This window comes from Cytobacillus sp. FSL M8-0252 (genome assembly GCF_038007345.1).
GTDB lineage: Bacteria > Bacillota > Bacilli > Bacillales > Cytobacillaceae > Cytobacillus > Cytobacillus kochii.
Genome location: NZ_JBBOWZ010000001.1, coordinates 3,212,160 through 3,236,824, shown reverse-complemented (window position 1 = coordinate 3,236,824; position 24,665 = coordinate 3,212,160). Strand labels below are relative to the sequence as shown.

The following is a 24,665-nucleotide window of genomic DNA, read 5'->3' as shown; positions in this document are numbered from 1 at the left end:
AAAGGGTGAATCAGTCATGAATGTGAGTGGAGCATTAGAACTGTTGAAAAATCGAGGCTATAAGCATACAGGCAAGAGAGAAGAAATGCTTGCACTATTTGCGGATAGTAATAAGTACTTAACGGCAAGAGAAGTCTTAGAGGAAATGAAACCAGATTATCCGGGCTTGAGCTTTGATACCATTTATCGTAATTTATCGTTGTTTGTTGACTTAGATATTCTTGAGATGACCGAGTTATCTGGTGAAAAACATTTTCGGTTTACTTGTTCTCATGAACATCATCATCATCATTTTATCTGTCTGGATTGTGGAAAAACAAAAGAAATAGAAACTTGTCCGATGAATACTCTGGCAGAAAACTTAAAAGGATATGATGTTTCTGGGCATAAATTTGAAATTTACGGAAAATGCCCAGAATGTTGTTAATTGGAAAAACCCCTCATATATGAGGGGTTTTTTATGTGAAGATAGTAAGATTACACAGATACTTTTAACCAATTCTCAACCCATGTGGCTGCTTCCTTCCAGCCTGTCACCCGTTTTACGCCGTCTGGAGTCGGTAAGCGGTTATAGGGTGTATCGAACAATATGACGGGAATTTGACACGCCTCATGGATCATAACAGCATTATCATGTTTATCTTCGAAGAATATGTCAATATCATATTGTTTAGCTGCTGAGACTTTATCATGAGAGCCAATAAGATCAATATGATCAAAAGTAATGCCATTCTGTATGAACCAATTTTCAGTTACGCTCATCAAATGAGTTGAGCGTGCACTAATAAAAAATAGTTCATGTTCTTCTTTCCATTGTGTTAATATTGTTTTTGCGTTAGGTACAATGGTTGACTGGCGATAAATTTCCGGTTCATTTTCTTTAAACCATTGATCGAATGCTTGAGGTTCTATATCTACAAGCGGATACAAGTCATATTGCTTTATGTCTTCTAAAGTAAGTTGTAAACCAAATGCTTTGTTCATAAAAGGAATCATTGCCGCTGGACTCGTGACAGTTCCATCGATATCAATTCCGAATCGTTTTTTCATTTCATTGCTCTCCTTTAAAACTTGAACATTTAACCGTTCACTTCATTTTATCTCTACTTCCTAATTTTAGCTGAAACTTTTCATTATATAAACCATAAAAGCCTTTTTGTTGCTAGAAAATCTTAACACAAGTAAAAGTGTAACGCTTGTTAATAATAATAAATGCTCCACCACAGAAAAAGTGGATACCATTAAAGCGAGGGATCATGATGGCAGATCAGATGCGTAAATATGATGAAGATCAGCTTCGTCGTGACAGAGTTGATGAGAACCAGTATGAAGTCTCAAGCGATTATTCAGAAGAAACTGCAGCCGAAATTGCTGCTCCTGTAACTTATGATGAGGACAGGGGAAGGGATATTGACGATAGAAAAGGAACGCGTAGTGGTGGCCGAGGAGTAGGTATTACTGCTTTAGTATTATCAATCCTTTCACTATTCATTATGCCGATATTTCTTGGAGCTGCAGGGATCGTACTTGGTATTGTTGCAAATAGCAAAGGAGCTAGAGGATTTGGCACTTGGGCGATTGGTATCGGTATAGTATCGCTCTTAGTAGGGATTTTTATTATGCCATTCTTTTAAATAATGAACAACAAGCGCCTAGGAGTATCCCTAGGCGCTTTGTTTATTTAAACTGTTTCTTTGGCGTTTTCTTCTTCTTCTTTTTGTTTTGCAAAGTACTCTTCAGCTATTTTATCAATTTCAATCTTTAATTCATCGACCATTGTATCTTCTGGTACTTTGCGGACAATTTTCCCTTTGCGGAATAATAAACCTTCACCTCGTGCTCCAGCAATGCCAATGTCAGCTTCTCTTGCTTCACCAGGGCCGTTAACGGCACAGCCCAAAACAGCGACTTTAATTGGTGCTTTAATTGTTGAAATATATTCTTCAACTTCATTCGCGATACTAATTAAGTCGATTTCGATACGACCACAAGTCGGACAAGAAATGAGTGTCGCAGCATTCGATGATAAACCGTATACTTTTAACAGCTCTCTAGCCACTTTTACTTCTTCAACTGGATCAGCACTTAATGAAATTCTTAACGTATTTCCGATACCTTTATGAAGAATTGCGCCTAAGCCAGCTGCACTTTTTACTGTACCGGCAAATAATGTTCCGGATTCAGTAATCCCTAAGTGAAGAGGATAATCAAAAGCTTGAGCTGCTTTTTCATAAGCTTCAATCGCTAAATTGACATCTGACGCTTTCATGGAGACGATAATATCATGGAAGTCTAGGTCTTCCAGGATTTTAATATGGTGAAGTGCACTTTCAACCATTCCGTCTGCTGTAGGATAGCCGTATTTTTCTAAAATGCGTTTTTCTAATGAACCTGCATTTACACCAATACGAATAGGAATACCTTTCGCTTTAGCAGCTTTTACAACAGCTTCCACTTTTTCGCGTTTTCCAATATTACCTGGGTTAATTCTAATCTTGTCAGCTCCACCTTCAATGGCTTTTAAGGCTAACTTATAATCAAAATGGATATCAACGACAAGTGGAATATCGATTTGTTTTTTTATATCAGCAATCGCATTAGCTGCCCTTTCATCTGGACATGCTACGCGAACAACTTGGCATCCTGCTTCTTCTAATCGTTTAATTTGCGCAACGGTTGCTTCTACATCATGAGTTTTCGTTGTAGTCATACTTTGAATAAATAATTCATTACTTCCGCCAATGGTTAGCGGTCCCACTTTTACCGGACGAGTTTTCGTACGATGTATCATTTCACTCAATGGAGATTCGCTCCTTTATATATAAAAAATATATTTGAACTTCTTAATGTAAGCTCTTATCATCAACTATTGTATCAATGAAGTGATTGAATTGACAAGAAATAGATGCTAAGCATTTAGTTTTCATTATAATATGAAGGAAATTTATAGGTATTGCCGTATTGAATTTCTTCAGGCTTTATTCCGTTATTTAATGTGCTGAAATCTTCAGCAATAACATTAATTGGAAGATTTTCGATGTTCATATTTTGCTGCTCAATAATGGATAGAACGGTATCTCCCCGATTCACTTCTTTTTCGAAATAAGTAAGGCCTACCTCTTGTTCGCCTTTTTCTAAATTTGTGACCTCTGCGACAACGGGTGCAATATGTTTAGGGAGAGTTCCTTTGGAAAGATCGACGTATACAGCAAATGCAATGATAATAATTAAGATGAAGGCTGAAATTCTTCTCATATTTACAAGCTCCCGTCATTATAGAATAATCATTATCATACTTATGCATGTACATATCTAATTAGAACAGATTATGTATAAAAAAACTGCAGACGGTATAGGCGTCTACAGTATGATTCCATTATTGTTCAGGTATTTCCTTTTTCTGATGAGGTATTTCTTTGATGGCTAACATGAGAATGATGATGGATATTAACCAGTTAATAAGTGCTCCATTTGGAACTACGGTTTGTAGTGTGTCCATGATAATAAAAAATACTGTTGATAACGTGATACTATAAGCGGCTATTCGCCACATGTAGCGATAAGGAAGTGTCTTCTGAACAATTCTCACAATCATTATACCGATTAAGGCAATAATGGAAATTTCTATTAAGCGCATGGCTACAGAAAATAAATACAGTACAATAGCGAAGATACTAATTAAAATGATTAACCAAGAATCTGCCGTTTGTATTAATTCAATAACGGTTGATTTATCAATATTGATATCACCGAGCATACTATAGCTATAGGATTGTTGATTGTTTCCGCTAATGAACACCAATTCGTCTTGTAGAATGGCAATGGTATCATTTGTTTGTAATATTTCATCTTTCTTTACAATATTATTAGAGTCAAAAATAATGGTCACACCATCATTCTCAACAGTAATAGGTGCTGTTTCATTTGCTTGTAATGTCCCATTAGCAATCTCAAATTCAGGCAAATCATCCATTATTGTTGATTCCATTGATTGTACACCATTGAAGACGGATGTACTGAGAAAAAAAATAGTGGGGATAATGGATAGGAAAGTGAGAAAAAAAACATAACCTATAGTCTTTCCTATACCCTGCTGACGAAATGTTGCAATGTCTTTTGGAGAATAAATGCTACTTATAAATTGTTTGAAGATATTCAAAAATTTTCCACGTCCTTACTTGTCATTATTCTACTTATTTTAACGACAATACTTTCGTCATACAAGAATAATAAGTTTTTTGAATAATTAATCCTTTGTCATCTAATTGTAACATAAGGGAAAAATATTAAAGGTTTGTAAATTTAACCGTTACACTATTTACATTAATAGAGAAAGCTTTAATAATAGTGTGGGGTTTACATTAGTGTTGAAATACTTTCTAGGGGTTGAAAAGCTTGGAATTAGATATTCAAAAGATGATATTTGAGTTTGTCGGTGGATTAGGTATCTTCCTTCTCGGAATTAAAACGATGGGAGATGGTCTACAAAAGTCAGCTGGAGATCGTCTTAGAGATATTTTGGATAGATTCACCACAAATCCATTAATGGGTGTACTAGCAGGAATGTTAGTAACGATGCTTATTCAAAGTAGTTCTGCAACGACGGTGTTAACAGTAGGATTAGTTAGCGCTGGATTTATGAATCTACGTCAAGCGATAGGCGTAATTATGGGTGCGAATATTGGGACAACCTTTACAGCGTTTATAATTGGTCTAGATATTGGTGAATATGCGTTGCCAATCCTAGCGATTGGGGTATTATGCTTAGTCTTCTTTAAAAATAACCGTATGCAAAACATTGGGTCTATTATATTTGGTTTTGGGGCATTGTTTTATGGATTAGAGTTAATGGGCGGTGGTATGAAACCGTTAAGTAACTTACAAAGCTTTCATGACTTGACAGTTAGTATGAGTGAGATTCCAGTATTAGGTGTTCTTGTGGGAACTGTGCTTACAGTAATTGTGCAAAGCTCAAGTGCGACAATTGGAATATTGCAAGGCCTATTTTCTGAGGGGTTAATTAACTTAGATGCAGCTCTTCCAGTTTTATTTGGAGATAATATTGGTACAACGATAACTGCCGTATTAGCTTCACTTGGGGCTACAGTTGCAGCTAAACGAGCAGCGCTAGTTCACGTAACGTTTAATTTAATTGGAGCTACCATCTTTTTAATATTACTTCATCCTTTTACTTTATTGGTTGAAATGTTCCAAGCGAATCTTGGACTGAATCCAGAGCTGACAATTGCGTTCGCTCATGGAACATTTAATATTACTAACACGTTGATTCAACTGCCATTTGTGGCTGTTCTGGCCTATATTGTGACGAAGCTTATTCCGGGTGAAGATACAGTGATTGAGCAAAAAGCCAAACATTTAGATGCTGTTTTTATTCAGCAATCGCCATCAATTGCTCTTGGACAAGCAAAAGAAGAGGTACTTCGAATGGGTCAATTTGCTGTTGAAGGATTAAATGAGACACGATCATTTTTAATAGATGGTTCTCCTAAACATGGTGAAAAAGCTTATCAAATCGAAAGTGCGATAAACAATCTGGATAGACAAATTACAGATTATCTTATTCAGCTTTCTAGAAGTTCTTTATCTAATAGCGAATCGGCTGAACATACGGTTCTAATGGATACGATTAGAGATATTGAAAGAATGGGTGACCATTTCGAAAATATCGTTGAATTAATGGATTATAAGAAAGCCAATAAGGTAAGTATTACGGAATCCGCTATGAAAGATTTAGATGATATGTTCCAATTAACGATCTCTACGGTTTCTGAAGCATTAGAAGCGCTAGATCATAATGATAAAGAAGCAGCACAACATGTTGTACAAAAAGAAGATCAAATAGATAAAATGGAGCGTAAATTACGTAAACAACATATCATTCGCTTAAGTGAAGGAGTATGTTCTGGACAAGCAGGGATTGTATATGTGGATATCTTAAGTAATCTAGAACGAATCGGTGATCATGCAGTTAATATTGCAGAGGCTGTATTAGGCGAAGATTGAGTATTATAAAGAGGTAAGGGTTGGTTCCTTACCTCTTTTTTTAAAATCTTTCGATGGAAAAGATAACATTTTAATGTTTTAATTATGGCGAGACTATGAGAAGTTTTTGTTATGAATAGGAGGGAACGGTTATGGATATTTTAGCTTGGGCACTCATTATCATCTTATTTGTTATAGCTTTTATCGGATTGATTTATCCAATTATCCCGAGTGTACTTTTTATTGCCGCTGGCTTTATTGTTTATGGATTATTCTATTCCTTTGAACCTTTTGGTGTACTGTTTTGGTCCATTCAAATTTTATTTGTAATATTACTATTTGGTGCCGACTATATCTCTAATATGGTTGGTGTGAAAAAATATGGTGGGACAAAAGCTGGAATATGGGGAAGCACTATTGGAATACTAGTAGGTCCTTTTGTTATCCCGGTGGCAGGTATATTACTTGGACCAATAGTCGGGGCAATTATCGCAGAATTAATTGTACATCGTCGCCCATTTAAGGAAGCGGTCTTAGTTGGATTTGGGTCACTTGTAGGATTCATAAGTAGCATCATTACTAAAGGAATTGTTCAAGTAGTGATGATTATCTATTTCTTATTTGTTGTTCTATAAAAAAATTAATTTTTATGTTTGATTCTATGGCAAAGTGGTATAGAAAATATAAGAAGACATTTTAATGATGTCTGCATATGATTATATTTTTTAGTAGGAGGAATGTTTACATGGCTTATGAACTACCGAAATTACCGTATGCTTATGATGCTTTAGAACCACATATCGACAAGGAAACAATGAATATCCATCATACGAAACACCATAATACTTATGTAACTAACTTGAACAATGCAATTGAAGGAAAAAGTGCATACGCATCGAAAAGTGTAGAAGAATTAATTACCCATATAAATGATATTCCTGAAGATATCCGTACAGCTGTCAGGAATAATGGCGGTGGACATGCCAACCATTCTTTATTCTGGGAAGTTCTTTCACCAAATGGAGGGGGTACACCAACAGGCGATTTAGGAGATGCGATAGCTAGTAAATTTGGTAGCTTTGACGACTTCAAGGATGAATTTGCTAAAGCAGCTACTGGTCGCTTCGGATCGGGTTGGGCATGGTTAGTTGTTGATAATGGAGAATTAGCCATAACGAGCACACCTAATCAAGACTCGCCATTAATGGAAGGCAAAACACCCCTTCTTGGGCTAGATGTTTGGGAACATGCTTATTATTTAAACTATCAAAACAAACGTCCTGAATATATAAAAGCGTTTTGGAATGTTGTCAATTGGGACGAAGTAGGCAGAAGATATCAAGAAGCGAAGTAAAAGCCAAAATAAATCTATAATCTTAAAAAAAGCGCTATTCATTGGAATAGTGCTTTTTTACATTGCTGTCTAATAAATGTCACTCTTTCCTAATGTATGGGCTTCGATTGTCTAACCATAATTGTTTTTTGTAAGAAGACCAAGTGACATGAAATATTTTTTCAATGAGGATCTTCCTTTTCTTGCATAACTCCATCGTTTTTGAAGGAGACTATTTGTAGAATCGAAGGGGAGTTTTTTTATGAGTAAAATGCAGAGAGTGATTGGAAATATTGAGCCGACCAGAGACCTTGTTTTATTGCTGCTAATTGGAGGATTATATTCCTTAAGTATTGCGTTATCCAATACTTTTGTGAATATTTTTTTGTGGAAGCAATCTGGTGAATACGTGGATTTAGGCTTATATAACCTCGCTGCTGTTGTTCTGCAACCTATTGCATTTATTATTGCGGGCAAATGGGCGAAAAAAGTAGATCGTGTCATTGTTCTAAGGTTAGGGGTTATATTTCTTGCCTTCTTTTATATTTCTGTGCTTCTTGTAGGGGATAAAGCGTCGTCATATCTCCTTTTATTAGGTTCTTTATTAGGTATAGGTTCTGGTTTTTATTGGCTTGCGTTTAATGTATTAACATTTGAAATAACCGATCCAGAAAATCGAGACTTTTTTAATGGTTTTCTCGGGTTACTTTCATCATTTGGTGGTATGATTGGTCCTATTTCTGCCGGTTTAATTATTTCAAAAATGAAGGCTTATACTGGTTATTCAGTCATATTTGGAATTTCATTAGCATTATTCGCGATTGCCGTATTTTTAAGCTTTTCTATTAAAAGGCGTCCAGCAAATGGAAAATATTTTTTTAAGCGGATTATAGAAGAACGAAAGTATAATAAGAATTGGAAGAGGATTACAAATGCTCATTTTTTCCAAGGGTTTCGTGAAGGTACATATGCGTTTGTCGTTTCTGTCTTTGTGTTTATAGCTACGGGGAGCGAATTAGCACTTGGTACATTCGGATTATTAAATTCAGGTATCGCATTAGTTTGTTATTATATTGCTTCAAGATGGATTAAGAAAGAGCATAGGAAAAGAGCAGTGTTAGCTGGAGGTGTGTTATTATTTCTGTCAATTTTCCTGTTAGTATTTCATATAACCTACGTTAATCTTTTGCTCTATGCGGCATTAATTGCAATCGCTTATCCTTTATTACTCGTTCCTTATTCTTCAATGACTTATGATGTAATAGGCACAGCCTGGAAAGCGGCAGAAATGAGAATTGAATATATTGTTGTAAGGGAATTATTCTTGAACATCGGTAGAATATTATCTTTGTTGTTCTTTATAGTGGGTGTAATCTATTTTGATGATCATGTGATCTTGCCGATATTGCTAGTAATATTAGGGATTGGGCATAGTATGATCTATTTCTTTATAAAGAATATCGAATGATGTGAAAAAAATATTCAAAATAACTATCATTTCCTTATAGTTATGAATAGAATTATTTTTGGTTTTCTTTTAAAATAAGTATATGTAATTAAGAGGGAAGTGTGGTTTTAGCAATTGAATAAAAAGAAAAAGAAGAATCGTGTGTCCTTTCGGTTAAACATGCTATTCTTAATTGTCTTTGTGTTGTTCTCTGTACTTATTTTTAGATTAGGGTTTGTTCAGATTGTCTACGGTGATGACTATAAGCGAGAAATAGAACGAACAGAAGAAATCACTGTAAATAACCCTGTACCTAGGGGAAAGATGTTTGATAGTACAGGAAAGATTATTGTCGATAATATCCCGCAGAATGCCATTACATATACAAATAATGGAGCTAGTCAAGAGGAAATGCTTGATACTGCTGAGAAATTAGCGGAACTAATTGAAAAAGATACAGAAAAAGTCACGGAACGAGATGAAAAAGATTATTGGATTATGATTAATCCTGATCGCGCGGATGAAAAGGTAACAGAGAAAGAAAAGGAAAATATTCGCGAGGACGAAGAAGCCGATTACGATAAAGATGTCTATCAATTAACATTAGATCGTATTACGGAAGAAGAATTGGATGAACTGACAGAAGACGACTTGGAAGTGCTTGCGATTTATCGAGAGTTCTCTAGTGGGTATGCCTTTACACCACAAGTTGTTAAAAATGATGAAGTAACTGCAAAGGAATTCGCCCTAGTAAGCGAAAATTTAGATTATCTTCCAGGGGTTGACACAACAACTGATTGGGACCGTTACTATGCTTTTGATAATACATTGAAATCTGTCCTTGGTTCTGTTTCTTCTTCTGAAGAAGGTATTCCGAAAGAAATGCTTGATTACTATTTAGCAAGAGATTATTCAAGAAATGACCGTGTAGGTAAAAGTTATCTTGAATATCAATACGAAGAAGTCCTCCATGGTCAAAAAGCCAAAGTGAAAAATGTCACTGATAAAGGTGGTACGATTCTAGAAACGGTTACAATTTCAGAAGGGCAGCGGGGGAAAGATTTAGTATTAAGTGTCGATATGGATTTACAATTAGCAACAGAAAAAATCATTGAAGAAGAGTTGCGTGCGGCTAAACAAACTGGAGGAACCAGTCTTTTAGATAGAGCCTATGTCGTGTTAATGGATCCGTATAGCGGCGAAATTTTAACAATGGCTGGTAGAAGGCTTGTGAAAGATGAGGAAACAGGCCGAACAAGAATGACGGATGATGCGTTAGGGAATATTACGACCACTTATAACGCCGGTTCCGTAGTCAAAGGGGCTACTATTCTTACGGGCTATAAGGAAGGTGTGATTCAACCTGGTACAGTAATTAATGACCAGCCATTAAAAATTGCTGGTACACCTGTAAAAAAATCATGGAAAACGTTCGGACCAATTAGTGATTTGTACGCATTAAGGGTTTCATCCAATGTGTATATGTTTGAAACAGCCATTCGAATTGGAGGCGGCACATATCGCTATAATAAATCATTGCCGTTAGATCCTAAAGGGTTTGATACAATCAGAGAATCGTTTGCTCAGTTTGGTTTAGGCGTTAGAACAGGGATTGATCTACCAAATGAACAAACAGGATTTAAAGGAATGAGTCAACTCCCTGGATTTATGTTGGACTTAGTGATTGGACAGTATGATACGTACTCTAATATGCAGCTCGTGCAATATGTGTCCACGATTGCTAACGGCGGGAATAGAATGGAGCCTCATGTAGTAAAAGAAATTAGGGAGCCTTTATTAGAAAATGAAGAATTAGGCCCTATTGTAGAAGAAATATCGCCGAAAGTTCTTAATAAACTTGATATGGATGCTTCTTGGATTGAACGTGTAAAAGAGGGATTCCGTCAAGTTGCACAAGAACAACAAGGTACGGCACTATCCTTCTTTGGTGATAAAGAGTATGACCCTGCAGGTAAAACAGGAACAGCAGAGGCTTTCTATGATGGACCACTACGTAGTAATTATGATGAGCCACCTGAAGTAATGAATATCAGCTATGTTGGTTATGCACCTTCTGATAATCCAGAAGTGGCAATTGCTGTCATGGTCCCTTGGGCCTATGAAGGTGGAAGTGGCCATAAAGCAAACATGATTATTGCCGAACGCGTCATGGATGAATACTTTGAATTAAAAGAAGAACGTGCGAAAGAAGAAAGTAAGAAACCAGAAGATTTAACGAAGCAAGAAGTAATTGATGTTAACAAAGAAGAGGATGAATAAGCTTGTTTGTTTTGAAAAACACAAGCATAACAGATACTAATCAACAATCAAACTCGGATTCACCCTATTTTAAAGGGGGAATCCGAGTTATTTTTATGCTTTTCTTTTAGTTTTAGTTTATAACATCAGAAGTGAAAGAGGCAAAGAACGCTGACAATCCTACACAACTACCTCTATATTATCGTTCTTTTACTAAGGAGTGCCTCGACAATCCCCATGTTCATTACTTTGCTTTTACAGCATTGTTTGTTTGCAAGGTAATGCTCACTCCAAAAATGAGATATGATTTTCCCTAAATTTCACTTTACATTTCTTCACATTGGTTTACAGAATATTTACACGACATTTATTTCCTATTAACGTTTAGGTCTTATGATGGGTTTGTAGGACAAAACAACTGATTTTCTAGGGGGAATATTTCTAATGAAGAAACGATTCAAGTATGTGGCATCAACATTAATGATTGGTTCTGTTCTTGCTTTTACAACGGCATGTGGAGCAAATGGCGGTGCGAACAGTTCAAGTAATGGAGAGCAAACAACTAGTGAAGAAAATCAACAGTTACAAGGAGAAATCAAAATTGATGGCTCCTCTACAGTTTATCCTATTATGGAAGCTGTTGTTGAAGAATTCAGTATGGATCAGCCAGGCGTACAAGTGTCAGTCGCTTCTTCTGGAACAGGTGGAGGATTTAAACAGTTTATTGCAGGAACAACGGATATCAGTAACGCTTCGAGAGAAATTAAAGATGAAGAGAAAACCCAAATTGAAGAAGCAGGAATTGAGTATTCAGAATTAAAGCTAGCCAACGATGGATTATCAATCGTTGTAAATAAAGAGAATGATTGGGTCGATTCACTTACTATCGAAGAATTGAAAGAGTTATGGATCAATACGGGAGAAACAAAAAAATGGTCAGATATTAGACCAGAATGGCCAGATGAGGAAGTCAAATTTTATTCTCCAGGAACAGACTCTGGAACGTATGATTACTTTAATGAAATCATTCTGGAGGATGAGCCAATTGTAGAACAAGCGACACTGTCAGAAGATGACAACATCCTTGTTCAAGGTGTAGAAGGGGACGAAAATGCCATTGGATTCTTTGGATTTGCTTATTATGTTGAGAATCAAGATAAGCTAAAAGTTGTTCCAATCGATGGTGGGAATGGTCCGGTAGAGCCGACTCATGACACGGTTGAATCAGGGGAGTATGCACCATTATCACGTCCTTTATATATCTACGTGAAAAATGATTCCCTAAAGAATGAAGAAACATATGAATTCGTTAAGTTCACATTAGAAAATGCGGGGGCACTTTCAGAAGATGTCGGTTATGTGAAATTAAAAGATGAAGAATATGAAACAGGGTTATCAACAATTGAAGATTTAAAATAAGTGTTTGAATGATGAAGAGAGATCATCATCGTAATGAAGGGGGGATCAACTATGAATATACAACAAGAAGAAAAAGCGTTTTCTGTGCAAGAACTTATACAACAAAAAAAATCTAAAAGTAAAAATAAACTGAAGTCAGAAAAGATTGTTCCAGTTATCTTATTATTAACCGCGATTGTGTCAGTATTAACGACGATTGGGATCGTTGTAACATTATTTGTGGAAACGACGACTTTTTTCAGTCACGTAAGTATCAAAGAATTTTTTACCGCACAAAAGTGGTATCCATTTTCTGAAACACAAGGCTCATATGGAATCCTACCGCTTATTTCAGGAACGTTAAAAGTTGCTCTTATAGCTGCAGTTGTGGCAGTCCCGATTGGTCTCGCTGTAGCTATTTTCTTGAGTGAGTATGCGAGTGACCGAACAAGGAGAGTTATTAAACCTATTTTAGAAGTATTAGCAGGCGTACCTACTATCGTTTATGGGTTTTTTGCTCTCACTTTTGTGACACCAGTGCTTAGAGAAATGATTCCATCTCTGCAAATATTCAATGCGCTTAGCCCAGGGATTGTTATCGGGATTATGATTACACCGATGATTGCCTCATTATCAGAAGATGCCATGTCGTCTGTACCTAAAGTGATGAAAGAAGGGGCTTATGCATTAGGGGCAACAAAACTTGAAGTGGCCATTAAAATTGTTATACCTGCCGCTGTTTCAGGTATTGTTGCTTCTATTGTATTAGCAATTTCAAGAGCAATAGGTGAAACAATGATTGTCGCTGTTGCAGGAGGCTCCACGCCTAACTTAAGCTTTGACGTGACAAGTAGTATTCAAACAATGACGGCTTATATTGTCCAAGTCAGTCAGGGAGATGCTGGATATGGTACGACCATCTATTATAGTATCTACGCAGTTGGATTTACATTGTTTATTTTCACCTTGTTCATGAATATGCTCGCCCAATTCATCTCCAAGCGCTTTAGGGAGGAATACTAGTATGAAATTAATTAATCATGATCAAGTACTAAAGAAAATGTCACCACGAAAATGGAAAAATTCCGTTTTTAAAGGTTTGTTCATGTTGGCGACTGCGTTTGCATTAGTGGTTCTTGCGATATTATTGTATCGCATTATCACTCAAGGAATTGGTTATTTAGACTGGCAGTTCTTGCAATCTTTACCTTCACGTGATCCAGAACAAGCGGGTATTAAAACAGCTTTAATAGGGACCATTTGGTTAATGGGTGTTGTTGCCCCTGTGACGCTTATACTTGGTGTAGGAACAGCCATTTACTTAGAGGAGTATGCGAGTAAAAATAAGTTTACCTCACTGATTCAGATTAATATATCTAACTTAGCAGGTGTCCCGTCGATTGTTTTTGGATTATTAGGATTAACGGTTTTTGTGAGAGCATTAACTTTAGGAACAAGTGTATTGGCCGCAGGCTTAACGATGAGTTTACTCGTATTACCAATCATAATCGTCGCGTCTCAAGAGGCGATTCGAAGTGTACCGATGGAATTAAGAGAAGCATCATTTGGAATGGGAGCTAATAAATGGCAAACAATTGTAAGGGTGGTTATGCCGGCTGCATTACCTGGCATATTAACAGGAGCAATTTTAGCTCTCTCTAGAGCAATCGGGGAAACGGCACCATTAGTAGTGCTTGGTTTACCACTTTTCTTAGCGTTTTTACCTCAATCTGTTTTCGATATGTTTACTGTCTTACCAATGCAAATCTATAACTGGACGAGTAGACCGCAAGAAGAGTTTCATGCCGTTGCAGCGGGGGGCATTATTGTATTACTAGTAATGTTAATTGTGATGAATTCTATTGCTGTGTTGATCAGAAATAAATTCCAAAAAAGGTATTAAACGAGGAGTGGAGAATATGAGTACATTGGTTGCACCCAAAAAAGAAGCCGCCGATTCACTTGACAACTATAAAAATCTTAATGACAACAATAAAGTTTATCAAACAAAAGAATTAAATTTATGGTATGGAAGTAATCATGCATTAAAACAAATCAATTTAGATATTTATGAAAATGAAGTAACTGCGATTATCGGTCCATCAGGATGTGGTAAATCGACTTATATTAAAGCGTTGAACCGAATGATTGAAATGGTACCATCAGTAAAAACATCAGGAGAAATTCAATATCGTGGACGTAATATTTTTGATAAACGTTATGGTGTTGAAGAATTAAGAACAAAAGTGGGTATGGTGTTCCAAAAGCCGAATCCTTTTCCTAAATCTATCTATGAAAATGTTGTTTATGGTCCGAGAATTCATGGTATAAGAGATAAGAAAGTCCTGAATCAAATTGTTGAAAAAAGTTTAAAAGGGGCAGCGCTTTGGGATGAGGTAAAAGATAGATTGCAGGATAACGCTTATGGTTTATCAGGTGGTCAACAGCAAAGACTATGTATTGCAAGATGTTTGGCGATAGAACCAGATGTTATTCTCATGGATGAACCTACCTCAGCATTAGATCCGATTTCAACACTAAAGGTAGAAGAGCTTGTACAGGTATTAAAAAAAGAATATAGTATCATTATAGTGACTCATAATATGCAACAAGCAGCTAGGATATCTGACCGAACGGCCTTTTTCTTAAACGGTGAAGTAGTAGAATTTGCAGAAACAGATAAAATTTTTTCTAATCCAACTGATAAGAGAACGGAAGATTATATTACCGGCAGGTTCGGCTAATTAAGTAAAGGAGACTGATTATATTGCCAGTAAGAGAGAAGTTTGATGAAGAATTAGCAGTATTAAGAGGAAAATTATTAGACTTAGGTCATTTTGCTGAAAATGCCCTTTCTTTATCGATTCAGGCACTTGAGAATCATGATATAGAACTAGCTTTAGAGATCATGGAAAATGACACAAAAGCAAACATATTGTACGAAGAAATTAATGATTATGCCATTTTATTAATAGCGAAACAACAGCCAGTAGCTATTGACTTGCGAAGAATTATTGTCGCAATAAAGATAGCAACGGATATTGAGAGAATAGCTGATTTTGCTGTGAATATTGCTAAATCAACGATTAGAATTGGGAAAGAAGACCATGTGAAACCAATTGTTCATATTAAACAAATGCATGCGATTTGCTTAACAATGTTAAACGATTCATTAACTGCTTTCAATGAAGAAGATCTTAAAAAAGCAAAAGCCGTTGCTGACATGGATGATGAAGTGGATGATTTATATGGGCAAACGATTGTTGATTTACTGAGAATAAGTGGGGAACAATCTGAGCGAATTCCGCAAATTACTCAATTATCTTTTGTTTGTAGATATTTAGAACGTGCAGCAGATCATGTCACAAACATTTCTGAGCATATCTTCTATTTAGTGAAAGGTAAGCAATTTGATTTGAATGATTGATAAAAGTAACGAACCTCTTTCATCATAGAGGTTCGTTCTTTTATTTATATGAAATGAATGTGAGTCTTATTTATTTGATTAAAAAAATTAGTTACTGATCCAACCACCGTCAACGACCAATTCTATTCCATTAACAAATTTAGATTCGTCTGAAGCAAGGTATAAGTATGCATTTGCAATATCCAATGACTCTCCAGCATAAGGAGGTAATGGAGCTAAACCTTTATAATTCTCTCCCATTTCTTCTTGTGTTTTAATTCCAGCTTTCTCAACCATACCTGTAAAGATTGCACCAGGATGCACGGAATTCACTCGGATGTTATCTTTTCCAAACCACTGAGCACCATGTTTAGTAAGTGCTCTAACTGCGCCTTTTGATGCACTGTACGCTGCACCTTGTGCATCAGCGACACCACCCACAATTGCTGCAATGGAAGATGTATTAATAATTGACCCTTTGCCATTCTGTTGCATATAAGGTATAACGGATTTCATTCCAAGCCATACACCCGTTGTATTAATGGCCATCACTTTATTCCAATCATCTAATTCTGCTTCTAAAATTCCTTTTGCCATATGAATTCCTGCATTATTGACTAAAATGTCAATTTTACCGTATTTTTCTATTGTCGTTTGAACGACATTTAACCATGATTCTTGGCTTGAAACATCTAATTTTAAGGCAATGGCTTCTCCACCATTATCAATAATCTCTGCAACTTTCACTTTTAAAGCATCTTCAACTATATCAGTTGCTACAACCTGAGCACCTTCTTTTGCGAAAATTTGTGCACCTGCCAAGCCCATTCCGCTAGCAGCACCAGTGATAATAGCCACTTTTCCAGTTAATCTACCCATATAAAAGACCCCTTTAAATAATTATAGAATATAGCTTTTAAACATTGTTGTAATCGATTACAATACCACTATAATTATTTTTGTTTTCTTTAACAACCAACAAAAAAGTATTTATTTGTTGGGGTTACACGGAGAGGTGGCTAAGTTAATGAGTAAAAATCTAATGACTGAACAAAGAATTAAAGATGCTCTGGTTACATTATTACTACTAAAACCATTTCATAAAATTACAATAACTGACTTAACAACTACTGCAAATATTAATCGCAGCACATATTATTACCATTACTATAGGAAAGAAGAAGTTCTAAAAGAAGTGATGGACGAAGCAATTAGGGACTTAATCTACAAGATGGAAAATAGTACTGCAAATCAACGAGATTATGAAATTGACCAAAGTGTTTTACCTTCTACAAAAGAATTATTTAACCATATATTTAAATATAGACATTATTATAAGTCACTATTACAAAGTGATGTTTCTTATACATTTGAAAATAAGTTTATAAAAGCACTTAAGCAATATGTTCATAATATTCAAATAGACTTTGGAGGAAATGATAAGTTTGTGATAGATCACCAATTATATACAAATTACCAGGCATATACAGTTTTAGGGCTTATTAAGCATTGGATTGATACAGAGTTTGAAGAATCGCCCATTTATTTATCTGAACAACTAACATCTTTATTGCATGTAAAGGTAAATTCTGTATCATTTACTAGCAAAGTGAAATAAAGAAGTAGGAACTTTTTGTGATAAGCATACTCTTTTATTTATTAGATCAAGCGGGGGAATTAAGTGTCAATTTCTAAGTGGACTGATGTAAACAAAGTTCGGTAATCGTAACTATATTCTTCGGTAATTTAATAATAAAAAGGCTGTAATTAACTCTATTTTAAGAGTGTAATTGCAGCCAAGTAAGATCCATTGAGATAGAGATTCGTTTTTTATGATTTGCTAAATAAATCAGCAAGCTCTTTATAAGACTGTTGATTATTCACTTGATATGTACCAACACGTAGCTTCTGACTATAATTGAATTCTTTTAAAAAGCTAGTAAAGTCCTCACTATATTCGATGATGCCTGCCTCTTCAAGTTGCTGCGCAATCTCTTGTGGAAGCATACCGCTTTCGATTTTAATTTCTGTTGTAATGGTAGTTTCTTCTTTAGGTACTTCTTCCTGTTGTTTATCAAGTTCTAATTTTTCTTCAATGAGTTTATCGATCTCATCATCCGTCAAAACATGAAAACCTTGTTCTTTTACATAAGCTTGAGCCGCTGTCTCATCAATCATTTGCTTGTTCTCGTCATTCATAAGCATATAACCAATGAGAAGAATTAGGGTTGTACAAAAAACACCAGCTGAAAAGCCTCTTAAAACATATTTTTTCATACTTTTTCACCTTTAAGTTGACTAGCTGTGATAATGGCCAATACTTCATCTTCTAATAAAGAAGATTGCTTAGCGATTTGCTCTGTGGAAAGTCCCTGCTTATGAAGTAAAAGTACTTGATTTTTTATAATATCATGAACTTCCTTCTTCTTAGGTCTAGATAACCCAGTGTCATTCGGAAGTTTGATTTCGTCTATCAGTAATTCTTCTTCTAACAGCTTTAATTTTTTCTTTATTTGATACGTTTCTTTTACATGTTGAATAGATAGTTGGTCAATCTCATCCTTTAAGGAACGGTAAGGATCTTTAAGAAAAAAGGATAAAATAAATAGCAGAAAAGCGATAACTAATAAAACAGCAAATATATATATAATCATTCTCACCTCAAAGCTTTATTATCAAAGTTATTCTACCATAAATATCGACAAGTCGTGCTAACTTTGAAGAATCTCCTATAGAATTTGTCGAGTAAGATATCATAGTTTCTGTCGAATGAATGAAGAAATAAGTCGGTGAAGAAAAAATGCTTATCATAATAACAAGTGTAGCGATAGATAGCATAAACCGACAAAATCTGTTTATTGTGGGCTTGGCCATTCAGTGCTAACATTAATGTATAGAATAATCTGACAAGGGGAATGGTTCGAAAAATGGAAAGTAAACAGAATCACATAATACATTCGTCAGGATTATTACCTTTAAAAACAGAAATTATCAACAAAGATATCTATATTAGTTGGAAGGTTAGGCAAGAAAAATATGACATCCTCTCGCTCTACTACAACAAAGATATAAGAAGTTGCCTGCAAGTAATTCAGCTTCATTCATACAGTAAAAATCATTCCGATCTATATGAGTTTTTTATTCCACCATACCAATCGATGAGGGTCATTAGAAACGCCATTAAAACAGAATATCATTCTTACCGCATCACCCTGTGTTTGAAACTAATGGATGATAATTATCTCCCTTTACTTACTACTGAGATAGGTAGTGGAGTGGGAACTGTCAAATTATCATCAGAAATAAGTGCTGACTGGATCCATCAAGTGTGTGGGTATAGTTATTATGAAGTGAAGCAATGACGGAGAGTATTCTACTGTTAAGTTGGGAATACCCACCGTATATTGTTGGTGGCCTTGGTCGCCATGTAAGTGAATTAGCGAGATCACTCGCACAAGAAAAGGTGTCCGTTCATGTGCTAACAGTGAAAAGGCATGAAGTTGACGAAGAATTTGAAGTGCAAAATAATGTAGTCATTCATCGTGTGGCACCGCTTATGCAAACTGGATCATTTCTTCATTGGGTTGCTTCGGTGAATTTAGCAATGGAAGAGAAAGCAAGAGCTTTGATTGAGCAAAATGGTATAGAGATGATTCATGCCCATGATTGGATAGTTGCAGCGAGTAGCATCATTTTAAAGAAGCGAATGGATATACCGCTTATCGCTACCATTCATTCGACTGAGGCAGGTAGACATAATGGAATTCATACAGAGAGTCAAAGCTTTATCGATAGACAAGAAAAATTATTAATGGCATATGCCGATCATCTTGTAGTTTGTAGTCATTTTATGAGAAATGAGTTACTACATAAATACCAACAGCCATCTTCGACCATTTCCATCATTCCAAATGGCGTAAGTAAGCCGATGAAAAAAGATAGGAACCTACAGTTTCATTTTGCCCAACATAGACCATACCTCTTTTCGCTGGGGAGGATGGTAGAAGAGAAGGGGTTCGATATTCTTATCGCTCTTGCTGAAAAATTAAAGAAAAAAAATACAAACTTAAAAATCATTGTCGCTGGGGAAGGTCCGTTATTATCGTATTACAGACAAAAAGTTCGTGCTAAACAAATCGATGAATGGATTCAATTTATTGGTTATGTTGACGAATATGAGCGTGATAACTGGATGGAATATGCTAGCTTAGCTATTTTCCCTAGTTTGTACGAACCATTTGGAATAGTTGCTTTAGAAGCGATGGCAGCTGGACTCCCAGTAGTTTTAGCTAAAACTGGCGGGTTCAGTGAAATAATCATTGAAAATGAGTCGGGGCTTTTTTTCGATCCTCGAGATGTAGTAAATCTTGAAAGTAAAATAGATTCTCTACTATTAAAACCTAACTTTAGAAGCCAAATCGTCAGTGCAGCTCAAAAAAGAATCAAGACAGAATTTAGCTGGCAATCGGTAGCGAAACAAACGTTAAAGGTGTATAGAATTCACGGACGAGTCAATAAATTCCAAAGAAAAGGTGATTAAAGTGAAAATAATTGAGCAAACGCCTTACACAACTGAATATTGGAATCAGTCGAATCAGGAAAACTTATTGCATCAAACGTTAGGTATCGCCGTTGGTAAAAGTGTTTATTGGATTGAAATGAATGATATGGCGGAAGGAAGAGAACATCAAGTAGAAGGTTTATCGATACGTACAGAAAAGGTGAGAATTGATCATCATATTTCTATGTTAAATTTCAACATTTACAATGAACTATCTACGAGTAAAGAGATAAAAGTACTTATGGCGCATAGTAATCCAAGAGAGTGTGACTACCAGATTTCTTTTATATCTCCGATTGAACACTTGATATATCACATGATTGATCGCCAATTATTCTTAGTGAATGGTCATTTGAACGGGGTGAAAATGAAGGAAAACACAGTTATGCAACAATCACAAGTGGATAATAACAAAATATGGTCATATGGCAAAGGTGGAAAACAAACATTATCATACAATCCAATAGGAAAAGGAAAGGTAGTTAGTTTATGTGGGGATACTGTTAAAATAACAGGGAAATCTGCTATTGACGGACAAGCTTGGTCAATTACAGATGATTGTCAAAAACAGCTTTTACAAGTAAATCAAACACTTTTAAAAAAACATACTAGCATTTCAAACTAAAAAGTGATATTATATAAAAGTCGTATGAAACGAACTAGTGCTTAGTAGTTTGGAGGGAAATGACATGCGTGTAAATATTACGTTAGCTTGCACAGAATGCGGAGATCGTAACTATATTTCTAAAAAAAATAAAAGAAACAATCCAGATCGTCTTGAGCTAAAAAAATACTGCCCAAGAGAAAAGCGTTCTACAACACACCGTGAGACAAAATAAGCAGTAGGTAGATTCCTGCTGCTTTTTTTGTCTCTTTTTTTATGGTTTCATCACGGGGGTGATACCGGGTAAGGTTCAAGAGGTGAAATTACGAGTGATGGTTGTTACTTCATATGTCTAGATTGAAACTAATATTTTTATAAGATAAGTGTGTTTTTTATAAATAGAGGTATAGGAGAGTTAAATGGTGGATAAAAAACAACTGAGAAAGATGATTATGCAACAATTAACAGAAATGCCTAGTGAACAATATACATCACTATCAGAAAAATTAGCATCGCAATTATTCCTCACATCTCATTGGCAACAATCCAAAGTAGTTGCCCTTACAATATCACGCTTTCCAGAAGTCGATACTTTTCCAATTATTAATAAGGCTTGGTCAGAGGGAAAACAAGTGGCTATTCCAAAATGCTTACCTAAAACGAGGGAAATGAATTTCAGGATTTTTTCAAGTTATGACAATCTTGAAGTCGTCTATTCTGGATTACAAGAACCAGTAGTAGACAAAACTAAGAGTGTTCAGCCTTCTGAAATTGATTTATTAATAGTTCCAGGCGTTGCTTATACATTAAAGGGTGATCGTATTGGTTTTGGAGGCGGTTATTATGATCGTTATTTAGTGGATTATAACGGCTTTACACTTTCATTAGCTTTCCCCCAGCAAGTGGTTAATAAAATACCATTAGACCAACATGATCTACCTGTTCAAAAGATTATTACAATAACGGAGTGAAAGAATTGATATTTATTTTTCTTGTACTCATTGCCGCCTTTTTAGGCTACCTTCTTCAACTTCTTACAAAGTCAGGCGCCATAGCAGCAATTGTTGTGGGTGTATTGATTAACTTAGGTTTTGGGTGGAGGGGACTGCTGCTGCTTGGCTTCTTTTTCACTAGTTCAAGCTTATTGTCTAAATACAAGAAAAAGCAGAAGCAACAAATCGAAGCACGCCATGAAAAAGGGTCTACTAGAGATTGGCAGCAAGTGGTTGCTAATGGTGGGTTACCTGCATTATTTAGTGTGCTTTTTATTATTTTTCCATCTCCCATTTTTTTTATAGCTTTTACAATAACCATTGCGAGTGCGAATTCAGATACTTGGGCCTCAGAGATAGGTTCATTAAGTAAAAGAAGACCTTTGTCAATTCAGCATTTTAAGCAGGTAGAACCTGGTACTTCAGGAGCGATGAGTTTCCTCGGAACCTTTGCTGCAATAATGGGTTCCTTCTCTATTGCTATTATTGCTATGTTGTCCTATTCATTATCTTTTTCCACCATGTTTATTATATTTGTCTTTGGTTTCCTCGGAAATATCTTGGATACCTTATTAGGTGCCTTCATACAGGTAACTTATCGTTGTCCGTCTTGTGATATGGTGGTCGAATCGAAATGGCATTGTAATCGTAAAACGGTACATATAAGCGGTAACACAATAGTTAATAATGACCTTGTTAACCTTTCATCTTGTGCTCTTGCGAGTTTATTAGGTGTTTTGTTCTTTGTGACTGTAGCAGGTGGATAATTGCAGAGAATGATTCGCATAATAGTGATAGACAGGAGGGAATGAAATGGGAAAAATAATGACTTTGATACTGTTTGTATTGTCAGGTGTTTTCATTTATCAGTATCGTTATCGCCTAGTTGGTCTTTTAGCGAGACAAAATTTTATCATTGCTACCGTATTAAATTGCCCTTTTTTAAGAGAGAAAGCAATGAAGCTAGTTTTTCCTCAACCACAATATAATGATGAACGTTTATAACAATGTACTTTTTGGCCCTGTTTATATAAGGGCTTTTTATTTTGTTAAAAAGAAACATTGACTATAATAAGATATATAACTGTAAGGAAGTGAGAAAACAGTGCATAGTAAAGAGGCTTATTTATTTTGGTCATTGGCCAATCATCTGCTACATAAAGAAGAATATCGCTTCATTCAGCTTTCTGAAAAACAAGATGAACTCTGGATTGAGAAGTTAGAGAATAAACAGACAAAAATCATTCGTTTGCTAAGGAAGGATTTAGATTGGAGTAACTGGTTACAAAGAGATATAGAATCAGTTGCCTTTAATGGTGAGCGTATTCGAAAACAAGTAAGGCATAGAGAAATGACTGTGCTCAATATATATATTTCACCATTTGTACCTGTTGACGATTATGAGGATAAGCTTAATAAGCCCTTTCAGCATTCCAAAATGGAGAAGACAACGGTTGAATCTGTCATTATGACTGTGGATAGGCTGGAAGAGGTGGCCAAACAGCTGCAGCGACACTTTATGAAACCTCTTCTCTTTTTAGAAGAACCATCTGATGATATTGATGAACAAGTAATTGAAAACTTAAAAAAACAGACATTATGGCTAGCAGCAAATAAAGCGAAAGAAGAAACAGAGGTTTTTAATCAAGGTAAGCCCATTTTTACATATCTATTTATTGTGCTACAAGTCCTAGCTTTTCTTTGGCTGGAGTGGAAAGGTGGAAGTACAAATACCTCGGTGCTGATTGAAAGTGGAGCAAAATATAATCCACTTATTTTGGCAGGTGAGTGGTGGCGTTTTTTCACACCGATCATTTTACATATTGGTTTCCTGCATTTATTGATGAATACTCTTGCTCTTTTTTATTTAGGCTCTGCTGTTGAACGAATAATGGGCAATACAAGGTTTATAGTTATTTACTTGTTATCTGGTTTTATGGGTTCATTGCTTAGTTTTATTACTAGTCCTAACGTATCGGCTGGAGCGAGCGGAGCGATATTTGGCTGTTTTGGAGCGTTGCTTTTCTTTGGGATATTGAAACCAAAATTATTTTTCCGCACAATGGGTATGAACATTATCGTTGTTCTTGTGTTTAACCTTGCATTAGGCTTTATGATCCCAGGAATTGATAACGCTGGTCATATTGGTGGTTTAATTGGCGGGTTCTTAGCAACGGGAATCGTTCTTTTGCCTAAGAAGAGAAACAGGATTGCTCAACTATTGATAGCTTGTTTCACGGCTCTTCTCATAAGTGGAGGTCTCTATTATGGCTTTCATTTCCCTAATGATCAAACACAAGAAGAGATGGCTTTGATTGAAGCACAAACTTATTTAGAAAAAGAAAATTACTCAATGATGATTAAAGAGCTTACTCCGTTTGATAAAGAAGGTGCAACCGCACAAACTTATTTTTTATTGTCCTATGCGGAAATTCAATTAGGAGAAACAGAGAAAGCGAAGCGTCATTTGCATCTTGCTATTGAAGTAAACGAACAATTCCATGAAGCTTACTATAATCTTTCCTTATTATATTTAAGGGAAGGCAATACGGATGAAGCGAAAAAGTATCTTGATGAAGCTGTAGAATTACATGACTCAGAAGACTATCGGCAGCTACTAGACAATCTAAATGAAAACAAATAAGATATTTCGACAGGAAGG

The 24,665-nt window shown here is 35.7% G+C and carries 28 protein-coding genes; 21 read left to right on the top strand and 7 right to left on the bottom strand.

Annotated elements, in window-relative coordinates:
• The first annotated feature begins 16 nt into the window (after window positions 1–16).
• The gene (locus MKX83_RS16285) at window positions 17–427 is read left to right on the top strand and encodes a Fur family transcriptional regulator (RefSeq protein WP_095372548.1); all 411 of its coding nucleotides are present in this window, start codon (window positions 17–19) and stop codon (window positions 425–427) included.
• Between the two features lie 50 nt (window positions 428–477).
• On the opposite strand, the gene MKX83_RS16280 is transcribed toward MKX83_RS16285, so the two are convergent.
• Window positions 478–1,050 (bottom strand): 5' nucleotidase, NT5C type, encoded by a 573-nt coding sequence (locus MKX83_RS16280; protein ID WP_341056553.1) that lies wholly within the window; start codon window positions 1,048–1,050, stop codon window positions 478–480.
• 209 nt (window positions 1,051–1,259) lie between these two features.
• On the opposite strand from MKX83_RS16280, the gene MKX83_RS16275 reads away from it, so the two are divergent.
• Window positions 1,260–1,634: a DUF4190 domain-containing protein gene (locus MKX83_RS16275; RefSeq protein ID WP_095372550.1), complete on the top strand. Its 375-nt coding sequence runs from the start codon at window positions 1,260–1,262 to the stop codon at window positions 1,632–1,634.
• Between the two features lie 47 nt (window positions 1,635–1,681).
• Here the strand turns inward: MKX83_RS16275 and ispG are convergent, their stop codons facing one another.
• The 3 genes from ispG to MKX83_RS16260 form a co-directional block, all read right to left on the bottom strand.
• Window positions 1,682–2,791, bottom strand: a complete 1,110-nt coding sequence (gene ispG, locus MKX83_RS16270) for a flavodoxin-dependent (E)-4-hydroxy-3-methylbut-2-enyl-diphosphate synthase (RefSeq protein ID WP_180317072.1) — start codon at window positions 2,789–2,791, stop codon at window positions 1,682–1,684.
• Between the two features lie 125 nt (window positions 2,792–2,916).
• On the bottom strand, window positions 2,917–3,255 hold the full coding sequence (locus MKX83_RS16265; RefSeq protein WP_341056547.1) for a hypothetical protein: 339 nt from the start codon (window positions 3,253–3,255) through the stop codon (window positions 2,917–2,919).
• A 121-nt stretch (window positions 3,256–3,376) separates the two neighbouring features.
• Window positions 3,377–4,159, bottom strand: a complete 783-nt coding sequence (locus MKX83_RS16260) for a DUF1189 domain-containing protein (protein ID WP_322909600.1) — start codon at window positions 4,157–4,159, stop codon at window positions 3,377–3,379.
• Between the two features lie 236 nt (window positions 4,160–4,395).
• On the opposite strand from MKX83_RS16260, the gene MKX83_RS16255 reads away from it, so the two are divergent.
• From MKX83_RS16255 to phoU, 10 genes are all read left to right on the top strand, one after another.
• The gene (locus MKX83_RS16255) at window positions 4,396–6,024 is read left to right on the top strand and encodes a Na/Pi cotransporter family protein (RefSeq protein ID WP_180316948.1); all 1,629 of its coding nucleotides are present in this window, start codon (window positions 4,396–4,398) and stop codon (window positions 6,022–6,024) included.
• 131 nt (window positions 6,025–6,155) lie between these two features.
• On the top strand, window positions 6,156–6,638 hold the full coding sequence (locus MKX83_RS16250) for a DUF456 domain-containing protein (protein ID WP_095372554.1): 483 nt from the start codon (window positions 6,156–6,158) through the stop codon (window positions 6,636–6,638).
• Window positions 6,639–6,748: 110 nt separating this feature from the next.
• Window positions 6,749–7,357: a superoxide dismutase gene (locus tag MKX83_RS16245; RefSeq protein ID WP_095372555.1), complete on the top strand. Its 609-nt coding sequence runs from the start codon at window positions 6,749–6,751 to the stop codon at window positions 7,355–7,357.
• 241 nt (window positions 7,358–7,598) lie between these two features.
• Window positions 7,599–8,804, top strand: coding sequence for an MFS transporter (locus MKX83_RS16240; protein WP_341056532.1), 1,206 nt, complete (start codon window positions 7,599–7,601; stop codon window positions 8,802–8,804).
• A gap of 159 nt (window positions 8,805–8,963) precedes the next feature.
• Window positions 8,964–11,063, top strand: coding sequence for a peptidoglycan D,D-transpeptidase FtsI family protein (locus tag MKX83_RS16235; RefSeq protein WP_322909686.1), 2,100 nt, complete (start codon window positions 8,964–8,966; stop codon window positions 11,061–11,063).
• A gap of 423 nt (window positions 11,064–11,486) precedes the next feature.
• Window positions 11,487–12,461, top strand: a complete 975-nt coding sequence (locus MKX83_RS16230; RefSeq protein ID WP_341056528.1) for a PstS family phosphate ABC transporter substrate-binding protein — start codon at window positions 11,487–11,489, stop codon at window positions 12,459–12,461.
• Window positions 12,462–12,512: 51 nt separating this feature from the next.
• Complete coding sequence (pstC, locus tag MKX83_RS16225) at window positions 12,513–13,463, top strand: phosphate ABC transporter permease subunit PstC (protein WP_095372558.1); 951 nt, start codon at window positions 12,513–12,515, stop codon at window positions 13,461–13,463.
• Window position 13,464: 1 nt separating this feature from the next.
• A complete protein-coding gene (gene pstA, locus MKX83_RS16220; RefSeq protein WP_224935967.1) occupies window positions 13,465–14,343 on the top strand; it encodes a phosphate ABC transporter permease PstA in 879 nt (292 codons plus the stop codon).
• A 25-nt stretch (window positions 14,344–14,368) separates the two neighbouring features.
• Complete coding sequence (gene pstB, locus MKX83_RS16215; RefSeq protein ID WP_370873266.1) at window positions 14,369–15,184, top strand: phosphate ABC transporter ATP-binding protein PstB; 816 nt, start codon at window positions 14,369–14,371, stop codon at window positions 15,182–15,184.
• 23 nt (window positions 15,185–15,207) lie between these two features.
• Window positions 15,208–15,867: a phosphate signaling complex protein PhoU gene (gene phoU, locus MKX83_RS16210; protein ID WP_180316949.1), complete on the top strand. Its 660-nt coding sequence runs from the start codon at window positions 15,208–15,210 to the stop codon at window positions 15,865–15,867.
• Between the two features lie 87 nt (window positions 15,868–15,954).
• On the opposite strand, the gene MKX83_RS16205 is transcribed toward phoU, so the two are convergent.
• A complete protein-coding gene (locus tag MKX83_RS16205; RefSeq protein WP_307312890.1) occupies window positions 15,955–16,725 on the bottom strand; it encodes an SDR family NAD(P)-dependent oxidoreductase in 771 nt (256 codons plus the stop codon).
• A gap of 118 nt (window positions 16,726–16,843) precedes the next feature.
• Here MKX83_RS16205 and MKX83_RS16200 point away from each other — a divergent pair, with 118 nt between their 5' ends.
• On the top strand, window positions 16,844–17,464 hold the full coding sequence (locus MKX83_RS16200; RefSeq protein WP_157733934.1) for a TetR/AcrR family transcriptional regulator: 621 nt from the start codon (window positions 16,844–16,846) through the stop codon (window positions 17,462–17,464).
• 212 nt (window positions 17,465–17,676) lie between these two features.
• Here MKX83_RS16200 and MKX83_RS16195 read toward each other — a convergent pair whose 3' ends face one another.
• Complete coding sequence (locus tag MKX83_RS16195) at window positions 17,677–18,123, bottom strand: endolytic transglycosylase MltG (protein ID WP_095372564.1); 447 nt, start codon at window positions 18,121–18,123, stop codon at window positions 17,677–17,679.
• A complete protein-coding gene (locus MKX83_RS16190; RefSeq protein ID WP_095372565.1) occupies window positions 18,120–18,500 on the bottom strand; it encodes a hypothetical protein in 381 nt (126 codons plus the stop codon). Before MKX83_RS16190 ends, MKX83_RS16195 begins: the two co-directional genes overlap by 4 nt.
• A gap of 273 nt (window positions 18,501–18,773) precedes the next feature.
• On the opposite strand from MKX83_RS16190, the gene MKX83_RS16185 reads away from it, so the two are divergent.
• The 8 genes from MKX83_RS16185 (at window position 18,774) to MKX83_RS16150 (ending at window position 24,647) form a co-directional block, all read left to right on the top strand.
• Window positions 18,774–19,208, top strand: coding sequence for a hypothetical protein (locus MKX83_RS16185; protein WP_095372566.1), 435 nt, complete (start codon window positions 18,774–18,776; stop codon window positions 19,206–19,208).
• Window positions 19,205–20,386 carry a glycosyltransferase family 4 protein gene (locus MKX83_RS16180; RefSeq protein ID WP_341056503.1) on the top strand — a complete coding sequence of 394 codons (1,182 nt, stop codon included), beginning with the start codon at window positions 19,205–19,207 and terminating at the stop codon, window positions 20,384–20,386. Before MKX83_RS16185 ends, MKX83_RS16180 begins: the two co-directional genes overlap by 4 nt.
• A 1-nt stretch (window position 20,387) precedes the next feature.
• Window positions 20,388–21,032 carry a hypothetical protein gene (locus MKX83_RS16175; RefSeq protein WP_095372568.1) on the top strand — a complete coding sequence of 215 codons (645 nt, stop codon included), beginning with the start codon at window positions 20,388–20,390 and terminating at the stop codon, window positions 21,030–21,032.
• 64 nt (window positions 21,033–21,096) lie between these two features.
• Window positions 21,097–21,246: a 50S ribosomal protein L33 gene (rpmG, locus tag MKX83_RS16170; protein ID WP_057771568.1), complete on the top strand. Its 150-nt coding sequence runs from the start codon at window positions 21,097–21,099 to the stop codon at window positions 21,244–21,246.
• A 184-nt stretch (window positions 21,247–21,430) separates the two neighbouring features.
• The gene (locus MKX83_RS16165) at window positions 21,431–21,982 is read left to right on the top strand and encodes a 5-formyltetrahydrofolate cyclo-ligase (RefSeq protein WP_095372569.1); all 552 of its coding nucleotides are present in this window, start codon (window positions 21,431–21,433) and stop codon (window positions 21,980–21,982) included.
• A complete protein-coding gene (locus MKX83_RS16160) occupies window positions 21,979–22,770 on the top strand; it encodes a DUF92 domain-containing protein (RefSeq protein WP_095372570.1) in 792 nt (263 codons plus the stop codon). The genes MKX83_RS16165 and MKX83_RS16160 overlap by 4 nt, the downstream gene beginning before the upstream one ends.
• Window positions 22,771–22,816: 46 nt before the next feature.
• Window positions 22,817–23,008 (top strand): hypothetical protein, encoded by a 192-nt coding sequence (locus MKX83_RS16155; protein WP_095372571.1) that lies wholly within the window; start codon window positions 22,817–22,819, stop codon window positions 23,006–23,008.
• A gap of 100 nt (window positions 23,009–23,108) precedes the next feature.
• Entirely contained in the window at window positions 23,109–24,647 is a 1,539-nt protein-coding gene (locus tag MKX83_RS16150) for a rhomboid family intramembrane serine protease (RefSeq protein ID WP_341056486.1), read from the top strand.
• Window positions 24,648–24,665: the final 18 nt, after the last annotated feature.